Origin of the sequence: Cronobacter turicensis (assembly GCF_041222865.1) — a bacterium.
Lineage (GTDB): Bacteria > Pseudomonadota > Gammaproteobacteria > Enterobacterales > Enterobacteriaceae > Cronobacter > Cronobacter turicensis.
Map to the genome: position 1 here is coordinate 3,382,795 of NZ_CP165997.1, position 18,605 is coordinate 3,401,399.

The 18,605-nt window shown below is 59.5% G+C and carries 15 protein-coding genes; 5 read left to right on the forward strand and 10 right to left on the reverse strand.

What is annotated here, in order from left to right; translation table 11 throughout:
- Window positions 1-88 precede the first annotated feature (88 nt).
- Both AB8W27_RS16210 and AB8W27_RS16215 read left to right on the forward strand, forming a co-directional pair.
- Window positions 89-523 carry a DMT family transporter gene (locus tag AB8W27_RS16210; protein WP_007763088.1) on the forward strand — a complete coding sequence of 145 codons (435 nt, stop codon included), beginning with the start codon at window positions 89-91 and terminating at the stop codon, window positions 521-523.
- Window positions 524-532: 9 nt separating this feature from the next.
- On the forward strand, window positions 533-1,000 hold the full coding sequence (locus AB8W27_RS16215; protein ID WP_041923241.1) for a DMT family transporter: 468 nt from the start codon (window positions 533-535) through the stop codon (window positions 998-1,000).
- Here AB8W27_RS16215 and AB8W27_RS16220 read toward each other — a convergent pair.
- Window positions 978-1,850 carry a LysR family transcriptional regulator gene (locus AB8W27_RS16220; RefSeq protein ID WP_012815450.1) on the reverse strand — a complete coding sequence of 291 codons (873 nt, stop codon included), beginning with the start codon at window positions 1,848-1,850 and terminating at the stop codon, window positions 978-980. The genes AB8W27_RS16215 and AB8W27_RS16220 overlap by 23 nt on opposite strands.
- Window positions 1,851-1,949: 99 nt before the next feature.
- On the opposite strand from AB8W27_RS16220, the gene AB8W27_RS16225 reads away from it, so the two are divergent.
- Window positions 1,950-2,456: a phenolic acid decarboxylase gene (locus AB8W27_RS16225; RefSeq protein WP_007763039.1), complete on the forward strand. Its 507-nt coding sequence runs from the start codon at window positions 1,950-1,952 to the stop codon at window positions 2,454-2,456.
- 165 nt (window positions 2,457-2,621) lie between these two features.
- Window positions 2,622-4,448 (forward strand): glycoside hydrolase family 15 protein, encoded by a 1,827-nt coding sequence (locus AB8W27_RS16230; protein WP_041923240.1) that lies wholly within the window; start codon window positions 2,622-2,624, stop codon window positions 4,446-4,448.
- Window positions 4,449-4,501: 53 nt separating this feature from the next.
- Here AB8W27_RS16230 and AB8W27_RS16235 read toward each other — a convergent pair whose 3' ends face one another.
- From AB8W27_RS16235 to iolD, 9 genes are all read right to left on the reverse strand, one after another.
- Window positions 4,502-5,305 (reverse strand): MetQ/NlpA family ABC transporter substrate-binding protein, encoded by an 804-nt coding sequence (locus AB8W27_RS16235; RefSeq protein WP_007762821.1) that lies wholly within the window; start codon window positions 5,303-5,305, stop codon window positions 4,502-4,504.
- Window positions 5,306-5,326: 21 nt separating this feature from the next.
- Window positions 5,327-5,995, reverse strand: coding sequence for a methionine ABC transporter permease (locus tag AB8W27_RS16240; RefSeq protein ID WP_041923239.1), 669 nt, complete (start codon window positions 5,993-5,995; stop codon window positions 5,327-5,329).
- The gene (locus AB8W27_RS16245) at window positions 5,988-7,010 is read right to left on the reverse strand and encodes a methionine ABC transporter ATP-binding protein (protein WP_012815446.1); all 1,023 of its coding nucleotides are present in this window, start codon (window positions 7,008-7,010) and stop codon (window positions 5,988-5,990) included. Before AB8W27_RS16245 ends, AB8W27_RS16240 begins: the two co-directional genes overlap by 8 nt.
- 241 nt (window positions 7,011-7,251) lie before the next feature.
- Window positions 7,252-9,231 (reverse strand): PhoX family phosphatase, encoded by a 1,980-nt coding sequence (locus AB8W27_RS16250; RefSeq protein ID WP_041923238.1) that lies wholly within the window; start codon window positions 9,229-9,231, stop codon window positions 7,252-7,254.
- A 143-nt stretch (window positions 9,232-9,374) separates the two neighbouring features.
- Complete coding sequence (locus AB8W27_RS16255; RefSeq protein ID WP_012815443.1) at window positions 9,375-10,880, reverse strand: sugar porter family MFS transporter; 1,506 nt, start codon at window positions 10,878-10,880, stop codon at window positions 9,375-9,377.
- A 425-nt stretch (window positions 10,881-11,305) separates the two neighbouring features.
- Window positions 11,306-12,205: a myo-inosose-2 dehydratase gene (iolE, locus tag AB8W27_RS16260; RefSeq protein ID WP_041923237.1), complete on the reverse strand. Its 900-nt coding sequence runs from the start codon at window positions 12,203-12,205 to the stop codon at window positions 11,306-11,308.
- A 29-nt stretch (window positions 12,206-12,234) separates the two neighbouring features.
- Window positions 12,235-13,119, reverse strand: coding sequence for a sugar phosphate isomerase/epimerase family protein (locus AB8W27_RS16265; protein WP_041923236.1), 885 nt, complete (start codon window positions 13,117-13,119; stop codon window positions 12,235-12,237).
- Between the two features lie 35 nt (window positions 13,120-13,154).
- On the reverse strand, window positions 13,155-14,168 hold the full coding sequence (locus tag AB8W27_RS16270; protein WP_012815440.1) for a Gfo/Idh/MocA family protein: 1,014 nt from the start codon (window positions 14,166-14,168) through the stop codon (window positions 13,155-13,157).
- A 59-nt stretch (window positions 14,169-14,227) separates the two neighbouring features.
- Complete coding sequence (iolD, locus tag AB8W27_RS16275) at window positions 14,228-16,168, reverse strand: 3D-(3,5/4)-trihydroxycyclohexane-1,2-dione acylhydrolase (decyclizing) (RefSeq protein ID WP_012815439.1); 1,941 nt, start codon at window positions 16,166-16,168, stop codon at window positions 14,228-14,230.
- A 491-nt stretch (window positions 16,169-16,659) separates the two neighbouring features.
- Between iolD and iolC the strand changes: the two genes are divergently transcribed.
- Entirely contained in the window at window positions 16,660-18,573 is a 1,914-nt protein-coding gene (gene iolC / locus AB8W27_RS16280) for a 5-dehydro-2-deoxygluconokinase (protein ID WP_041923235.1), read from the forward strand.
- Window positions 18,574-18,605 lie beyond the last annotated feature (32 nt).

Genomic DNA, 18,605 nt, shown 5'->3' on the forward strand with positions numbered 1-18,605 from the left:
CCTGCAAAAGTGTTTCGTCGATCGTAGCGTTTTTTAACGCACCGCGCTCCACTACACTGCGCCGCCTGGCATTTTTTTAAGGATTACCATGCAGCTTTTATTAATAGCGCTCGTGATTGCGGGCGGGATGGGGCTTTCGGTTGAGGCGGGCCTGCTGGGGCCGCTTGGCGGCGAAGTCGGCGATTTCTGGGCGGCGTTCAGCATTTTCGGCGTCGGCGCGGCGCTCACGTTTCTGCTGATGCTGTTTTACAGCCCGCGCAACAGCCCGTCGTTTTTCGCTCAGCCCGGCTGGCAGCTGACCGGCGGTCTGCTCGGCGCGGGGTATGTGGTCATTCTCACCGTCGCCACGCCGGTTATCGGCATCGCCATGACCATGATTGGCATTCTGGCCGGTCAGGTATTTAAGAGCCTGATTATCGACCATTTCGGACTGTTCGGCGTTGAGCGCCGCCCGATAGACGCGCTGCGCCTGCTGGCGCTGGTGTTTATTCTCGCCGCCCTGGCGCTGGTCGCCCACAGTTAAGGAACCACAATGACGACAATCATGATTATTCTCGCCATTATCGGCGGCGCGCTGCTCAGTATTCAGGCGGCGATCAACGGCCAGCTCGGCGGCAAAGTCGGCGTGTTCCGCTGCGCCTTTCTGACGTTCTCCGTGGGAGCGCTGGTCTGCGCGCTGCTGATTTTCTTCTTTGAGCCGCCGCACGCGACATCGCTGCTGGACGTGCCGAAGTGGCAACTCACCGGCGCGCTGTGCGGCGTGCCTTATATCGTGATTATGGTGCTGGCGGTGCAGCGCATCGGCACGGCGGTCGCGACGGTGGCGGTGATTTTCGGCCAGCTCGCCATGAGTATGCTTATCGATAATTTCGGCTGGCTTGGCAACGCGGCGATCCCGTTCTCATTAAGCCGTCTTGGCGCCGTGCTGTGTCTCGCCGTCGCGCTGGCGCTGATTTATCTCGGCAACCGGCGCGCTGCTACGCCTCGCGCAGACGGCTGAACAGCGCCATCAGCGTACTGACCGCGGCATCCGGCACGGGAAGATCTTTTTTCACCATCAGATGCAGCGGTGTTGCGCGCCGCGCGCCGTGGGCGAGCGGCAGCGCGCGCAAAAGCCCTTGTGAGAGCGGGCCTGCGATGCGCGCCTCCGGCAGCCAGCCATAGCCCACCTGATGCATCACTGCTTCAATAGCCGCATCTACCGTTGAAAAGACCCACTGCTCCGGCGCGCCGCCGGGGCTTTGGGTCTGACTGCCCGCCAGCCGGATGCGGGCGAAGCGCCCGAGCGCCTCTTCGCCAATCGGCCCCGGCATCTGCGCCAGCGGATGATCGCGGTGCGCCACCGCCACAAAGTTCACGTTCATCAGCCATTCGCCGCGCCCGAGACTGTCTTCACGGCGCGAAAGCACCAGCAGATCGGCGCTGGAGTGCGCGGCGATAGCGTCGCTCTGGCTCTCAAGCACTTCGGTCAGTTGCACCTGCGTGGACGGATGCTGGCGCTGAAACTCGCGCAGGATCGCGAACAGCGTCTCGCGCGGGAAAATGTTGTCCACCACCAGATCCAGCCGGGTACGCACGCCGTCGCGAAGCGTTGCGGCATGGGCCTCCACCCAGGTAAAAGCGCTGAGCAGCGGGCGCACCTGCGTCAGCAACAGTTCGCCCGCGGGCGTCAGCACCGCGCGGCGCCCACGGGTTTCGAGCAGCGCCACGCCAAGCCGCTCCTGAAGCAGCGCGAGGTTGTAGCTCACCGAGGACTGGCTGCGGTGCGTGCTTTCCGCCGCCCTGGCGAAGCTGCCCTCCTCCACGACTTTGTCCAGCAAAGCCCACTGTTCGAGCGTCGTCTTATGCATAATTCATCGAATTTTTGAATCAATTTTATGCAAAATTAGCGTTATTCATTAAAAAAATAAAGGCCTAAGCTGTACTCAACGAAACAAAGGAGGCCAACAATGAGTAACTTTGACAAACACGATCTCAGCGGTTTTGTGGGCAAACATCTGGTCTACACCTACGACAACGGCTGGAACTACGAGCTGTATATTAAAAATGAAAACACCATCGACTACCGCATCCACAGCGGCATCGTCGGCAACCGTTGGGTGAAAGATCAGCGTGTTTATATCGTCCGCGTCGGCGAAAACATCTATAAAATCTCCTGGACCGAACCGACCGGCACCGACGTCAGCCTGATTGCCAACCTCGGCGACCGCCTGTTCCACGGCACGATTTTCTTCCCGCGCTGGGTGATGAACGATCCGAAGAAAACCGTCTGCTTCCAGAATGACCATATCGCACAGATGGAAGCCTACCGTGACGCAGGCCCGGCCTACCCGACCGAGGTGATCGACGAATTCGCCACCATCACTTTTGTGCGCGACTGCGCTAAAAATGACGAAAGCGTCATCGCCTGCCCGGCAAGCGAACTCCCCGCGGATTTCCCGAACAATCTGCGTTAATCCTGCCGCTCACGGCTCGCCATCCGGCGGGCCGTTTTTTCATCTCCCCCTTCGCTGGTCAAACTGTGACCGCGCTCTCATGGTCTACGCTTAAAACATTACCGTTTCGTCGCCGGTTTGCGGCGGTTAAGCCTGTATTGACCCAGAGAAAGGATTATCCCGTCTGTGAAAAATAAGACCTACCGCTCTCCCGCGCGCGAACAGGGCTACGCGGGCCTTGGCGATTACGCCGTCATCGGCGAAGGCCGCTCGGTGGCGCTCATCGCGCCGGACGGCGCTATCGACTGGTGGTGCGTGCCGAACCTTGATTCTCCGCCGCTGTTTGACCGCATTCTCGACGCGCCTGAGGGCGGCTATTTCGCGCTGACGCCGGAAGAGGCGTGGGAGATGTCGCGCAGCTACCGCGAGAACAGCAACGTGCTGGAGACGCGGTATAAAACCGCCACCGGCGAGGTGCTGATTACCGAATCCATTAACAGCACATTCGCTGGCCGCCTGCCGTGGAGCGAGATGGCGCGCCGCGTCGAAGGCATCAAGGGCCATGTGCGTCTGAACGTGGTGTTCAGGCCCGGCACGCGCGCCCGTACCTGTTCGCCGTGGCTGGATCACGTCCAGGAAAAGACGATTTTTCATCTGGACGATTTAATGATCGCCGTGCGCTGTTCCGATGATGTGGACACCGAATACTGCGACGATACGGGCATGCGCGCGACGCTGACCACCTCGCCCGGCTCACGCTCGCTGATAGCGCTGGTGGCGACCGAAAAAGAGCCGCTGGCGGTGCCGCCGCTTGAGAAGATCGATCAGCGCATCGAAACCAGCGACCACGCCTGGCGCGACTGGGCGGAGAATCTCTGCTGGAATGGCCCGTTTGAGCATCACGTGAAGCGCTCGGCGCTGGCGCTCAAATTTCTCTGGTACGCGCCGACCGGGGCGCTGGCGGCCTCCGCCACGACCTCGCTGCCGGAAGGCATCGGCAAAGAAAAAAACTATGATTACCGCTACGCGTGGGTGCGCGACGCCTGTCTGATTATCAAGTCGTTCGTCTATCTGGGATCGCTTGAGGATTGTAAGGCGGCGTTTTCCTGGCTCACCTCGACGATTATTCGCCACGACGGTCAGTTACGCGCCTGCTACACGCTGGAGGGCGGCCGGGTGCCGGAAGAGCGCTATCCGCAGCTCGAAGGCTATCAGGGCACGCAGCCGGTGCGGGTCGGCAATAACGCGCGCGATCAGTTTCAGCCGAGCATGTATGGCGATTTGCTCGGCACCGCGCGGTTATTCGTTGAGATGGGGCACGTGCTCGATCTCGCCACCTCGCGCCTGCTCGGGCATCTGGCGAACCGCTGCGCCGACCACTGGCGGCTGCCCGATTCCGGCATCTGGGAGTTGCCCGAGGAGCGTCACTATACGCACTCGAAAATGGCCTGCTGGCTGGCGCTCGATCAGGCCGTGGCGCTGGCGGATATCGGTCATATCGAGCCGACATGGAAAGGCCGCTGGGCGCGCGAACGCGACCGCATCAGCGAGTGGATTGAAACGCACTGCTGGAGCGAGAGCCGCCAGGCATACACCTTCTATGCGGGCAGCGAGACGCTCGATGCAGCCATCAGCCTCACCCACTATTACGGCAGCAAGATCAACCGCAAGCGAATGCTCGCAACGCTCGACGCGATTTATCAGGAGCTTGGCCATAACAGCCCGATGCTCTACCGCTATTCGGGTGTTGAGGCGGAAGAGAGCACCTTTGTGGCCTGCGCCTTCTGGCGCGTCGAGGCGCTGGCGGAGCTGAAAAAGCGCGACCAGGCGCAGGAGGAGATGAAAGAGATTCTTGATACCTTGTGCCAGAGCGGCAACGTGCAGATCTTTAACGAGATGTACGACACCCGCACCGGCGGCTGGCGCGGCAACATGCCGCTCGGCCTGAGTCATCTGTCGCTTATCTGCGCCGCCAATGCGCTGTCCTGCGACAATCCGGGGCACAGGATTTAAGCTCCATCAGCCATGAAAAAGGGAGCCGAAGCTCCCTTTTTATTTATGCCGAATCAGTTATTCACCGGAATAACCGCGCCTTTATATTTGGTGCGGATCCAGTCCTGAATCTGTTTGGAGTGCAGCACGTTCACCAGCGCCACGATATCTTTTTTCTTCTCGTCGCCTTTATGCACGGTGATGATGTTGGCGTACGGGTTGTTCTCGCCGCTTTCCACCGCAATCGGATCTTTCACCGGGTCGAGGCCCGCGTCGATGGCGTAGTTGGCGTTGATCACCACCGCGTCGCCTTCGTCGTTGTTATACATCTGCGGCAGCAGAGAGCCTTCCACGTTCGGCAGGAAGTTAAGCTTTTTCGGGTTCTCGACGATATCGCTGATGCGCGCATCCACTTTGTTCACGCCCGGCTTCAGCTTGATGACGCCTTCACGCTCGAAAATAGAGAGGATACGGCCCTCTTCCGCCACGGCGTCACGCATGATGACCTTGCCGCCTTGCGGCAGATCTTTCAGGGATTTGTATTTTTTGGAGTAGATGCCGATAGGCTCGATGTGAATAGCGCCCGCGCTCACGAAATCATAGGTTTTATCGTCGGCGTGATCTTTCAGCACGCTGTTCAGATACGGGATGTGCTGGAAGTAGTTCGCGTCGATGTCGCGGCTCGCCAGCGCCGTGTTCGGCAGGATGTAATCCTGGAACGGGCGGATTTCCAGATCGATGCCTTGCTTAGCCAGAATCGGCTTCGCCTGCTCCAGAATTTCCGCGTGCGGCACGTTGGACGCGCCCACGGTCAGGGTGTCAGCCCAGGCGGAAACGCTCAGGGTGGCGGCGGCAATCAGCGTCAGTACTCTTTTCATGATGTGTGTTCTCTGTTGTTGTTAGCGTTTATCTAAATAAGAGGTTAAGGCGTCACCGATAAACTGAATGATGAAGACGATCACCAGTATAGCGACCGTCGCCACCAGCGTGACGTCGTTGTGGTTACGCTGGAATCCTTCCAGATAAGCGAGATTCCCGAGCCCGCCTGCGCCAATCACCCCGGCCATCGCGCTGTAGCTCACCAGCGCAATCAGAGTGACGGTAATTCCTGAGACCAGCGCCGGGGACGATTCCGGCAGCAGCACGCGGAAAATCAGCGTGCTCATGCGCGCGCCCATCGAGCGGGTAGCTTCAATCACGCCTTTATCGACTTCGCGCAGGCCAATCTCCACCAGACGCGCGTAGAACGGCGCGGCCCCGACAATCAGCGCCGGCAGCGCGGCGTTCGCCCCGAGAATGGTGCCGATAATCGTTTTGGTAAACGGGATCAGCAGCACTATCAAAATGATGAACGGGATGGAACGGAACACGTTCACCACGATGGAGATAACGCTGTAGACCAGACGGTTTTCAAACAGCCCGCCGCGCGCCGTTAAGAACAGCGCCAGCCCCAGCACAATGCCGAGCACAAAGGTGGCGACGCCCGAGAGCGCGGTCATGTAGAGCGTCTCCTGGGTGGCGGCCAGGAGCTGGTCGAGCTTCAGATGGGGAAACAGGGACTCAAGCATGTTTAATAACCTCGCAGTGGATCTCATGCAGGCGTAAATCGGCGAGGATATTCTCAAGCTGTTCCGGCGTCGCCACCACATGCAGCCAGAGCTGACCAAACACGCCGTGGGCGGTCTGGGTCATTTTGCCGTGCAGAATATTAAAAGGCAGACCGTAGCGGAGCGTCAGCTCGCCAACGACCGGCTGGTGGGTGCTATGCCCGACAAACGTCAGTTTAATCACCGCGCCGTTAAGATCGCCCGCCAGCGCCGGATCGAACGCGTCGTCGGCCCCTTCCTGGCTAATCTGGCGCACAAACTGGCGCGTAATCGGCTGCTGCGGGTGGGTGAAGACCTGCAACACGTCGCCCTCTTCCACCACGCGGCCGTTTTCCATCACCGCCACGCGATCGCAAATCTTGCGCACCACGTGCATCTCATGGGTGATGAGCACAATGGTGAGCCCAAAGCGGCGGTTAATGTCCTGGAGCAGATCGAGAATTTGATCGGTGGTTTGCGGGTCGAGCGCCGAGGTGGCTTCGTCGCAAAGCAAAACATCCGGGCGGTTGGCGAGCGCGCGGGCGATGCCGACGCGCTGTTTCTGCCCGCCGGACAGGCGCGACGGATACGCGTTTTCACGGCCTTTCAGGCCCACCAGATCGATAAGCGCCGCCACGCGGGTTTTGATTTCCGCTTTCGGCACGCCAGCTATCTGCATCGAAAAGGCGATGTTTTCGCTGACGGTACGCGACCAGAGCAGATTGAAGTGCTGGAACACCATGCTGATTTTGAGACGCGCCTGACGCAGCGATTCGCCGCGCGCGGCGGAAATCTCTTTACCCGCCACGGTCACGCTGCCGGACGTCGGTTTTTCGAGGCCGTTTAACAGGCGAATCAGGGTGCTTTTCCCCGCGCCGCTATAGCCGATGATGCCGTAGATTTGTCCCCGCTCGACTTCCAGGTTGACGTCATCTACCGCCGTAATGGTGTCCTTACCCTGATGAAACAGCTTCGAGATGTTCCTTAAAACTATCATAAGGTTTTACTTTCCTTCAGCGGCGCGCGAGGCGCAGGCTTTCTGACTTTCAGTCTTATCCTGGAGGAATATACCGAAAGGCCTGAATGTAAACATGAATAAAAGAGAATGTTATATAACAGATGATTCTAAACCGCACCACAAAGCGGTGAAGGAAGCCAGTGCGCGGCCTGACGGGGCTTTTTAATAAAAAAACGCAGGCTGACTGCGCCTGCGTTTTTAATGACGGATGAATCACAAATCAGGTGCCGATCATGCCGCCGTCGGCTTTAACAATCACCACCGTGGAGGAGCGTGGACGACCGGCTTTCTCGCCGTCAGGCCAGCTTGATACCGCCGTCGGGTGCTGCGGATCGCTCAGCCCTTCGCCCGGTTCGCCAGGATGCTGGATGTTAATAAACAGCGTCCGGTTATCCGGCGTGAACGCGATGCCCGTGATTTCACAGCCGCGCGGGCCAGTCAGGAAGCGGCGGAACTCGTTGGTGCCCGGGATCGTCGCCACCATCTGGTTGTTGCCCATGCCTTCGTAATCTTTGCGGTTGATGGTCGATGACGACACGTCGGTCTGGATCCACAGCACGCCGCGATGATCGAAGCTCAGGCCGTCGGCGCTGCCGAATTCCGCCCCCTTCATGCTGCCTTTGGCTTCCGGTTTGTCGGTATCGGTGCGACCGCCCATCACCAGAATATCCCAGGCGAACGCCATCGCGGTCGGGTCGCCGTTCTGCTCCAGCCAGTGCATGATATGGCCGTAAACGTTTTTGGCGCGCGGGTTTGCCGCGTCCACCGGCGCTTTGCCTTCCTTGCCGCGATCGCTGTTGTTGGTGAGCGTGCAGTAGACGCTGCCGGTGTGGTATGGATCGACCGCAATCCACTCCGGGCGGTCCATTTTGGTGGCGCCCACGGCGTCTGCCGCCAGACGGGTTTTGATCAGCAGGTCGCCCTGGTTTTCAAAGCCTTTGCTGGCGTCGAGCCCGTTCTGGCCGAACACCAGCGGCAGCCACTCGCCTTTGCCGTCGTCGTTAAATTTCGCCACATACAGCGTGCCTTTCTCCAGCAGGTGCATATTGGCTTTGCGATCCTGCGGGTTGAATTTGCCTTCCGAGACAAATTTATAGATGTATTCGAATTTCTGGTCGTCGCCCATATAAACGACGACGCGGTTATCCGGGGCGAGCGTCACCGCCGCGCCTTCGTGCTTGATGCGGCCAAGCGCGGTGTGCTTGCGCGGCGCGGCATGCGGATCGTAAGGGTCGATTTCCACCACCCAGCCGAAGCGGTTAGGCTCGTTTGGCGTGGCGTCGACGCTGAAGCGCTTATCCACTTCGTTCCAGCGGTAGGAGTCATCGCTGTCGCTGATGCCGTAGCGTTTTTCCAGCGGGTTCATCTCGGCTTTCTTCACGAAAATATCGGACCAGTTCTCTTCGCACGTCAGGTAGGTGCCCCACGGCGTAAAACCGTTGGCGCAGTTCTGCATGGTGCCGAGAATGGTTTCGCCTTTCGGATCGTCAGCCGTTTGCATCAGCGGGTTGTGCAGCGCCGGACCGGTGATTTTCATCGGCGTGTTAACGGTGATGCGGCGCGCGAAGGACGACGGGCGCACCACTTCCCAGCCCTGGGACGCTTTTTTCACTTCGATGACCGACACGCCCATCGCGTTCTGGCCTTTCAGCGCTTTGTCGGCGCTCCAGTTGGCGTCGCCATCCTTAAACAGCAGACCGTTGTCGATGTATTCATGGTTCATGGCGAGCAGGCCGTGATCGGCGCTGTGCCCGCCCTGCGGCAGGCTAAACCACGCCATGCCGTCGTGGTGCATCCCGGCCTGCGCCGCCTGCTCTTCCGTGGTGTTGCTGCCGTCGGTTTTAAAAACCGGCAGATTCCCGGCAATCCCGGTGGCGTCGCCCCATCTGTAGAACGGCTTTGCGATGTAGCCTTCCGGCACGATAACGGTATCGTCGGTGGAAACCGGCAGACTGGTGAAACCGAGCGTAGTGGCTTTACCGAGATTACCGCTCGCGTTCGAGACCGCTTTCGCCAGCGCGTTTTCCGGCTTCAGCAGAAACGGGAACGCCGCCGCGGCGCCAGCGACCGCGCCTGCCTGCAACAGGCGACGGCGCGACAAATAGACTTCCGCCACCTGCGAGAACGCGCGGTTATCACTCGGGTTACTGATCTCTTCACTATGCTCACGTTTGAATAAGGTTTTTAACGGTCTGCCCATCGCGGTTTCCTTTCGGGATGTCGTTTTGAAGGGGGAATAGTTTTTATGCACGTGAGGCTACGGAAAATGTGTTACAGAATTATAACAATCAGCGGCAAAAAAAAGGGAAGCCGCCCGGCTTCCCCTGATGTGATGCGATAACGTTATGAACGCGCTTTGTCCATCTGCGCCCGATACGCCTTGCGCTCACGGGCGCGGCGCTGGCCCTCCGGGCTGTTATCCAGCCAGTCATGCAGATAATGTTCAATCTGCTCAAGGCTGCGGTTGCGGGTTTCCGGCACGCATTTAATCACGAACGTCGCCCCGACAATCCCGAACGCCGCGAAAATAAAGAAGGTGCCGGAGAGACCTACCCAGGCGAGCAGGATCGGGAAGAAAAGCGAGATCATGAAGTTAGCTATCCACATGGAGAATACCGCGCCGCCCATAAAGATGCCGCGCAGGCGGGTCGGGAAAATCTCCGACAGCAGCAGCCAGGTGACGGGCGAGAGCGCGCCCTGCTGGAAGCACAGGAACATCAGCATCCCCGTCAGCACCATGTAACCGCGCAGCGCGTCCGGCTGGCCGTTCACGGTTTCGGGCAGGAGATAACTGACGGCGCCGATAAACACCAGACACGCGGTACAGCCGAACTGCCCAATCATGGTCATGGTGCGACGGCCGATTTTGCCCAGCATCCAGATGCCCACAAACGTCATCAATACGGACACCGCGCCGTTAGCGACCGTCGCCACCAGCGCGGCGTTATCCGACATCCCGACGGCCGTCAGTACGGTCGGCGCGTAATACATAATGGTGTTCACGCCGGTCATTTGCTGAATAACCGCGATGCCGATGCCAATCATAAACAGCTTAAACAGCCACGGCGTCAGCAGTTCGCGCAGGCGCGGTTTGCCCTGGGCGCGCTGGGCTTCCAGCGTCTCTTCGATCTCCATCAGCTCCCATTCCACATCCTCCGGGCGACGGGTGCGATCCAGCACGCGGCGCGCTTCGGCAAGACGGCCTTTCATGGCGTACCAGCGCGGAGTGTCAGGCATAAACATCATGCCGAACCACAGCAGCACGGCGGGAAGCGTCGCGACCGCCAGCATCCAGCGCCAGGTGGATTCGCCGCCCCACAGCTCGTGGAACGAGGCGTTAGAGATATAGGCCAGCAACTGCCCGGAGACGATCATCAGCTCCTGCAAGGTCACCAGCTGGCCGCGCTTGTTGGCGGGCGCGATTTCCGCGATATACACCGGTACGGTCGCCGCCGCGCCGCCAACCGCCACGCCGAGCACCAGGCGAAAGAAAATCATCCACGACACGTCCGGGGCCATCGCCGTGCCAATCGCGCCAATCGCGAAGATGACCGCCAGATAAATAATGATTTTCTTTCGTCCCGCGGCGTTTGCCATATGGCCCGCGAGCAGCGCGCCAAAGGCGGCGCCGAAAAGCAGAGAGCTGGTGACAAGGCCTGTCGTGAGCGGGGTGAGATGCAGTTCGCTGCCCATAAACAGCAGCGCGCCGGAGATAACGCCGGTGTCGTAACCAAAAAGCAGCCCGCCGAGCGTGGCGATAAGCGCAATCACTTTGACAAACGGCGCCGTGGGCGCGTCGCTGTTAGGCCCTGATGCTCTGTTAAGGGTGAGATATTGTTCTTTAGTCATAAAAGACTCCAGTAACCTGCCGTTCAGGGAAACGAGGCGGCCATTGCCTGTGGCCGGACCCGATTGATGATATATTCACCACACTCAATTTAGATCGAATATTTCATTTATATAAACAATGAAATTTTAATTTTGAGCGACAGGTCATATTTTGTTATGGATTTGTGATAATCAGCACGCCACGGAGCCAAAACTCACCCTGCCTCATGCCTTTATAGAAATATAAGAACAAACAATGCATTGATATTTAAAGGGAATAAATAAAGAAAAACGGCAGAGATCGGCACAAGGATACCGCGAGGCGTGTCGGCGCCGTCATGCAGACAGCGCCGACTATAATGAAACATTGTTTTCATAATGTCGAACAACGAATCAATCTGCCCGCTATAGCGAGACGGCGCGTGAGCCCCGCCTCACCGCGCGAGTCAGATCCCGGCGGTCTCCCGCAGGTAGCGACGCGCTTTCACGGCGTATTCAAACGGGTTCGCCCGCGCCGGATCCTGCTCGGCTTCCACCACCATCCAGCCCTGATAGCCGTGCTCATCCAACAGCCGGAATACCGGACGAAAATCGATAGCGCCATCGCCCGGCACCGTAAAGGTGCCTTTCCTGACGCCATCCAGGAAGGAAAGCCCGTCGCGTTTCACGGCATCAATCACTGCCGGGCGCACATCCTTCAGGTGTACGTGGTTGATACGCGGCAGATGTTTTTTAAGGATCGCCAGCATCGCCGCTTCGCTGCCTTCAGAGTACCAGGCGTGTCCGGTGTCATAGAGCAGATACACCGACGCATCCACCCGCGACATGAACGTGTCTATCTCCTGCGCGGTCTGAATGCCGGTGCCCATGTGGTGATGCAGACAGACCTGCATGCCCTTTTCGGCGGCGAGTCGCCCGAGCGTGTTGTAGCCTTCCGCCACGCGCGCCCACTCCTCCTCGCTAAAGCAGGGTTTATCTGGCCCCATCACCGGCAGCGTGGTGCACTGGATGCTGCCGCTCTGTTCTGAGCAGCCAATCACTTTCGCCCCCATCGCATGGAGGAAATTCATGTGATTCACAAACTCGTCGAGCGTTTTCTCCCGCTCGCCTGCGGCAAAAAACGTGCTGAACCAGGCGTTGCAAATTTCGATACCGCGGATAGCCAGCATCGGTTTCAGAATGGCCGGATCGCGCGGGTATTTGCTGCCGACTTCGCTGCCGGTAAACCCCGCCAGCGCCATTTCGCTGACGGTGTGCTGGAAAGTATTTTCGCTGCCGAGCTCCGGCATATCGTCATTCGTCCAGCCGATCGGAGCGATGGCGAGCCTTACGTGTTGCTTATTCATAATGCGCCTCTCTGGCAAACCGCGGCGGCTTAACGGCCGAGCAGTTCGCGCTCTATCAGTTCACGGGTTTCCACAGCCTGGTATTTCATCTTCTCCGGGTAGCCGAAGAGCGACGCGGCGACAATCGGCTCGCCGCCCACCTTAAAGCTCTGGCGGGCGAAGCCCATATCGCGCAGCGTGCTGAACAGCGCCTGGAAATCCACCTCGCCTTCGCCCACGCCAACATGCTGATGTACCGCGGCATCGACGCCCGGCGGGTTGACGATATAGCGGCAGTGGCGGGTGTGGTTCATGGTGTCGGCAATCAGCACATGCGAGAGATCGTCCCCGGCGTAGCGCAGCATCTTTTCCACCTCCCCTTTGCCTTTGTCGTAAAAGAAGGTGTGCGGCACGCTGTAGACATATTTCACGTTATCGCTGCGAAACGACTTCACGATATCCACGGTTTCGTTGTTCTCTTCGCAGAAATCCCACGGATGCGCCTGGATCTCCACGCGCAGCCCTTCGCGCTCGAAAATCGGCAGCAGTTCTTCCATGGAGCGGTAAAACATCTCTTCACAGATTTCAGGCTGATTTGGGTCGCCGGAGAGCTCGGTGTTGATCACCTGCACATCCATCTCGATGGCGATTTCGATAAGGCGCTTCCAGTTTTTCACCGCCGCCTGACGGCGCAGCTCATCCGGGCCTGACCAGCGGTAGACGCAAATAAAAGAAGAGAGCGCGACGCCGGTGTCGCGCAGCGCTTTTTTATACTCGGCAATGATCTCGCGGCCCGCTTTCGGGTGCTTATAAAACGGGTTGATTTGCGGGTGCGGCGACTGCTCAATGTATTGATAGCCCCACTCCGCCACCTGCTGCACCATGCGGGTGATCCCGAGGTCTTTGATGACGTCGACGTCAAATGCGATTTTCATGTATACCTCCGTCGGATTCGTAACAGACTGCGGAATTAACGCAGGTAAAACGCCGGACGCTCCGGCAGGCTGATGGTCTCCAGCGCGCCGCTCTCCTGCGCTTTCAGGCAGGCGTCCGCCGCCACCGACGCCGCAAAGCCATCCCAGGCCGACGGGCCGCGCAGTTCGCCGGCTTTTACATCGTTAATAAACGCCTGCAATTCGACGTCATAGGCTTTAATGAAGCGGTCTTTCCAGTCGGTCAGAATGGTGGTGGCAAGCTTCGCCGTTTTACGCATCTGCACCGACGACGGCTCCGGCAGACGGGCGATGCCGGTCTCCCCGACCACTTCGCACTGAATGTCGTAGCCATAGCGGCAGTTCACGAAAATTTCGACGTCGATAAGCGTCCCGTTGCGAGTTTCCAGCATCACGATTTGCGGATCTTTAAGCCGGGCGTGAGTGTGCGACGTGGCGCGCGGGAAGCGCACCTGCACCGAGGCGTAGTCGTCGTTGAGCAGCCAGCGCAGTACGTCGAGCTCATGAATAAGCGTGCTGGTGATGGCCATATCGGTGGTGTAGTTGTCGCCGACTTCCGGGTTGCGGTGCGCGCAGTGGAGCATCAGCGGCGCGCCGATTTCGCCGCTGTCGATAACCTCTTTCAGCGCCTGGTAGCCTTCATCGTAAGGACGCATAAAGCCGACCTGCACCAGGCGACGGCCTGCTTTTATCTCGGCATCGACAATACGACGGCAACCTTCAGCGGTCATGGCGAGCGGCTTTTCGCAGAACACCGGTTTGCCCGCTTCAATCGCCCCGAGCGTGAACGCTTCATGCGTCGGGTCCCAGGAGGTGACAATCAGCGCGTCCACATCCTGCGCCTGAATGACATCCTGCCCGTCGGCGTACACTTCCGCCTTCAGGCCAAGCGCGCTGACCACGGCGCGCGCGTTATCCAGATTGATGTCCGATACTGCGACGACGGTCGCGCCCTGCAGAACCTGGGTGCAGCGGCGGATATGTTCTTTACCGATGGCGCCTGCGCCAATTACGCCTAATCTGAGCGACATAAGGGTTATCTCCGGAATAATCAGGGTTAAGGTAAGGTGTCTTTTTGTGTTAACAGGGTTCAGTAATCCCGCGCCTGCGCGCGTTTTTCGTTAATCTGCTGCGCCACCCGCTGGATACGTTCGCTCAGCGCCTGCTGCGCCACGCCGACGTTCCACCAGCTGCCATATTTGTGCACCATGGTTTTGGGCAGCACTTTGATATCGATAAGGGTGCTTACCGTCTCGTGCTGCGCCGCCTCCAGCGCGATTTTCAGTTCATCAAGCGTGGTGACGCGCCAGGTTTTGCAGCCGTAGCCCGCCGCGATGGCGGCAAAATCCACCGGCACCAGCCCGCCGTTCAGCTGGCCGTTCTGTGTCGAACGGAAGCGAAATTCGGTGCCGAAGCTGTCCATGCCGTGCTCCATTTGCAGGTTGTTGATGCAGCCGTTCGCCATGTTGTCAAACAGCAGGACATTCACTTTCGCCCCTTCCTGTATCGAGGTGACCAGCTCCGAATGCAGCATCATGAAGGCGCCGTCGCCGACCATCGCATAGACCTCACGCTGCGGCTCGGCGAGTTTGACGCCGAGCGCCGCGTTCACCTCATAACCCATGCAGGAGTAGCCATATTCGACGTGATAAGCGTTAGGCGCGCGGGTGCGCCAGACGCGCTGCAAATCGCCCGGCAGGCTGCCCGCCGCCGCGACGATCACCGCGTCCTGCGGCAGCATGTCGTTAAGAATGCCCAGCACGTTGCTCTGGGTCAGCGTGGAGTCAGTCAGCGCGCGAAACTCCCGGTAGACCGACTCGCGATCGAGATGGTCATCTATCTCCGGGACGAAGCCCTTTTCCTGAAACGAGGCCTGATAAACGCGATGCGTCTCTTTTATCTGACGGCTCTGCACGGCGGCAATCTGCTCGCCCCAGCCCGCCTGCCACGAGGAATCGCCAAGCGCACCATCCAGCGCCGTCAGCGCCTCGCGGGCGTCGGCCAGCAGCGGGATGCCGTCGAGTTTCCAGGCGTCGAAGTTACTGACGTTAATATTGAGAAAGCGCACGTCGGGATGCTGGAAGATCCATTTCGATGCGGTGGTGAAATCGGTAAAACGGGTGCCGACGCCAATCACCAGATCCGCCTCTTTCGCCAGCAGGTTGGCTGCCAGGCAGCCCGTTTCGCCGACGCCGCCGACGTTATACGGGTGTGAGGAGAGGAGCGTGCCTTTTCCCGCCTGCGTCTCTGCAAACGGAATACGATAATGTTCAGCGAACTGCGCCAGCGCCTCGCCAGCGCCCGCGTATTTCACGCCGCCGCCGCAGATAATCAGCGGCTTGCGGCTGGCGCGGATGGCCGCGACAGCATCATTAAGCTGCGCCTGGCTTGCCGGGCGACGATCGAGGCGATGCACGCGACGGGCGAAGAACGTCTCGGGGTAATCCCACGCTTCGCCCTGGACATCCTGCGGCAGGGCCAGGGTCACCGCGCCGGTTTCCGCCGGGTCGGTTAGCACGCGCATGGCGTTGATGCAGGCGCTCATCAGTTGTTCCGGGCGCGTAATGCGATCCCAGTATTTGCTGACGGCGCGAAAGGCGTCATTGGTGCTGATGCTGAGATCGTAGCTCTGCTCAATCTGCTGCAATACCGGATCGGGCTGGCGGGTGGCGAAGACATCGCCCGGCAGCAGCAGAAGCGGAATACGGTTGGCCGTCGCCGTCGCGGCGGCGGTGATCATATTGGCGGCGCCCGGCCCGACCGACGAGGTGCAGGCGAGGATCTGGCGGCGCAGCGACTGTCTGGCGAAACCGGTCGCCGCATGCGCCATGCCCTGTTCATTGCGTCCCTGATACAGACGCAACTCGCCGCTGTCCTGCTCCAGCGCCTGGCCCAGCCCCAGCACATTGCCGTGGCCGAAGATGGCGAAAATGCCTTTTACGAATTTGACGGTTTCGCCATCCACTTCCAGGTACTGATTATCAAGAAACTTCACCAGCGCCTGCGCCATTGTCAGTCTCAGCTTGCCCATTTTCGCCTTCCTTTTTCAGCCAGTGTCATGCAGGCTGCTCTGGTGCGCGGTCTTAACGCCTCCAGCCTGCCGGAATCTGTCTGGATTATAGGCAAACATATTTTTCATAAAACCAAAATACAGATGAAATGTTTCATTTTGCGAGAGGGATCAAACTCTGTTTCACCGTGCAGCGTTTTCTGTGGCGGGGATCGCGAAACGGTGACATCTGAAACCTGCCACGCGACATGATAAACCCGCACAGGCTATGCGTTTTTTTAGCCAGACAGGCGGCGCGCAGGCTACCGTATTCAATGCGCCCGTGCCCGCGCCTGACGCTATGCAGAGTGGAATACTGTTCACATTTCTGGTTTTTTAGTTCCAAAGTAATTTGTAAATGAAATATTTATTTCTCATACTACGTTCAACTGTTAACCCTCAGGCTGCTTGCGGGCGCGCCGCCGGCTCTCCGGCCCTCTCGTGAAGCAGGCATGCAAAAGGAAACCGTAGCTATGAATGCAGCAGTTAAGCGGCTCGATGTCATTTGTATTGGCCGTGTTGCCGTGGATCTCTACGCGCAGCAGATCGGCGCCAGGCTTGAAGATGTGGCGACCTTCGCCAAATATCTCGGCGGATCGTCAGGCAATGTCGCGTTCGGCACCGCGATCCAGGGGCTGAAATCGGCGATGCTGGCCCGCGTGGGGGATGAACATAACGGACGCTTCCTGCGTGAAACGCTGACGCGCGCAGGCGTCGATACCGAATACCTGATCACCGATAAACAGCGGCTGACGGCGCTGGTGATGCTCGGCATTAAAGATCAGGAGACGTTCCCGCTCATTTTCTATCGTGACAATTGCGCCGACATGGCGCTCACGCCGCAGGATATCAACGAAGAGTACATCGCCTCCGCCCGCGCGCTGGCGGTGACCGGTACGCATCTCTCCCACCCGGACACCCGCGCCGCCGTGCTGAAAGCGCTGGAATACGCGCGCCGCCACGGCCTGCGTACCGCGCTGGATATCGACTACCGTCCGGTCCTGTGGGGCCTGACCTCCCCCGGCGACGGCGAAACGCGTTATGTGGAGTCAGAGCCGGTAACGCGCCAGCTTCAGGAAGTGCTGCATCTGTTCGATCTGGTGGTGGGCACCGAAGAGGAGTTTCATATCGCGGGCGGCAGTACCGATACGCTGACCGCGCTGAAAAACGTCCGCCACGCCACCGGCGCCACGCTGGTCTGCAAGCGCGGGCCGATGGGTTGCGTGGTGCTGGAAGGCGCGGTGCCGGACAGCTGGGACACCGTCCCGCTTTATCAGGGCGTGCGGGTGGAGGTGCTGAACGTGCTTGGCGCGGGCGATGCGTTTATGTCCGGGCTGCTGCGCGGCTGGCTGAACGACGAGGGCTGGGAGCAGGCCTGTCGCTACGCCAACGCCTGCGGCGCGCTGGTGGTCTCCCGCCACGGCTGCGCCCCGGCGATGCCGACGCGCGCCGAACTCGATGATTACCTGGCCCGCGCCGAAGCGGTGCCGCGTCCGGATCTCGACGCGCGCTTAAACCATCTGCATCGCGTCACCTCCCGTCGCCAGGCGTGGCCGGAGCTGTGTATTTTCGCCTTCGATCACCGCAAACAGCTCGCCGATCTGGCCCGCGAAACCGGCTGCGATGAAGCGCGCATTCCGGCGCTGAAACAACTGCTGCTACAGGCGGCGAAAGACGCGGCGCAGGAGGCGGGCCTCGCGGGCCGCAGCGGTATTCTGGCGGACAGCACCTACGGGCAGCGCGCGCTCAATGCCATCACCGGTCAGAACTGGTGGATTGGCCGCCCGATTGAACTGCCCGGCTCGCGTCCGCTGCGCCTTGAGCATGGCGATATCGGCTCGCAGCTCGCGAGCTGGCCGCTGGAGCATGTGGTGAAATGTCTGGTGTTTTATCATCCGCACGATCCGGCGGCGCTTCGCGAACAGCAGGACGCGCTGCTGCTGGAGGTGTGGCGCGCCTGTCAGCAGTCGGGCCATGAACTGCTGCTGGAAGTGATCCTGCCGGAAAACGGTCCGGATAAAGACAGGGAGCATTACCACACGATGCTGGCGCATTTTTATCAGCTCGGCATTAAGCCGGACTGGTGGAAGCTGCCGCCGCTGGCGAGCCGCCACTGGCAGGAAATCAGCGCGCTGATTGAAAAGGAAGATCCATACTGCCGCGGCATTCTGCTGCTCGGGCTCGACGCGCCGCAGGAGCAGTTGCGCGAAGGCTTCACTGAAGCGGCGACGCATCCTATCATTAAAGGCTTCGCGGTCGGGCGCACCATTTTCGGCCAGCCGTCGCGCCGCTGGATGCAGGGTGAGCTTAGCGACGAGGCGCTTATCGGCGAAGTGAAAAACAATTACCTGACGCTTATCGGCTTCTGGCGCGAAGCGCGCCGTTAACCTTCCCGCGGAGCGGCCCCGTCGCTCCGCGC

Excerpts from the sequence above, each read along its gene's own strand:
- AB8W27_RS16265 (WP_041923236.1), bottom strand. The coding sequence starts at position 13,119 with ATGAAAATCGCATTTGACGTCGACGTCATCAAAGACCTCGGGATCACC.
- AB8W27_RS16225 (WP_007763039.1), top strand. The coding sequence starts at position 1,950 with ATGAGTAACTTTGACAAACACGATCTCAGCGGTTTTGTGGGCAAACAT.
- AB8W27_RS16245 (WP_012815446.1), bottom strand. The coding sequence starts at position 7,010 with ATGATAGTTTTAAGGAACATCTCGAAGCTGTTTCATCAGGGTAAGGAC.
- AB8W27_RS16220 (WP_012815450.1), bottom strand. The coding sequence starts at position 1,850 with ATGCATAAGACGACGCTCGAACAGTGGGCTTTGCTGGACAAAGTCGTG.
- AB8W27_RS16270 (WP_012815440.1), bottom strand. The coding sequence starts at position 14,168 with ATGTCGCTCAGATTAGGCGTAATTGGCGCAGGCGCCATCGGTAAAGAA.
- AB8W27_RS16255 (WP_012815443.1), bottom strand. The coding sequence starts at position 10,880 with ATGACTAAAGAACAATATCTCACCCTTAACAGAGCATCAGGGCCTAAC.
- iolC (WP_041923235.1), top strand. The coding sequence starts at position 16,660 with ATGAATGCAGCAGTTAAGCGGCTCGATGTCATTTGTATTGGCCGTGTT.
- AB8W27_RS16210 (WP_007763088.1), top strand. The coding sequence starts at position 89 with ATGCAGCTTTTATTAATAGCGCTCGTGATTGCGGGCGGGATGGGGCTT.
- iolE (WP_041923237.1), bottom strand. The coding sequence starts at position 12,205 with ATGAATAAGCAACACGTAAGGCTCGCCATCGCTCCGATCGGCTGGACG.
- AB8W27_RS16235 (WP_007762821.1), bottom strand. The coding sequence starts at position 5,305 with ATGAAAAGAGTACTGACGCTGATTGCCGCCGCCACCCTGAGCGTTTCC.
- AB8W27_RS16215 (WP_041923241.1), top strand. The coding sequence starts at position 533 with ATGACGACAATCATGATTATTCTCGCCATTATCGGCGGCGCGCTGCTC.
- iolD (WP_012815439.1), bottom strand. The coding sequence starts at position 16,168 with ATGGGCAAGCTGAGACTGACAATGGCGCAGGCGCTGGTGAAGTTTCTT.
- AB8W27_RS16240 (WP_041923239.1), bottom strand. The coding sequence starts at position 5,995 with ATGCTTGAGTCCCTGTTTCCCCATCTGAAGCTCGACCAGCTCCTGGCC.
- AB8W27_RS16250 (WP_041923238.1), bottom strand. The coding sequence starts at position 9,231 with ATGGGCAGACCGTTAAAAACCTTATTCAAACGTGAGCATAGTGAAGAG.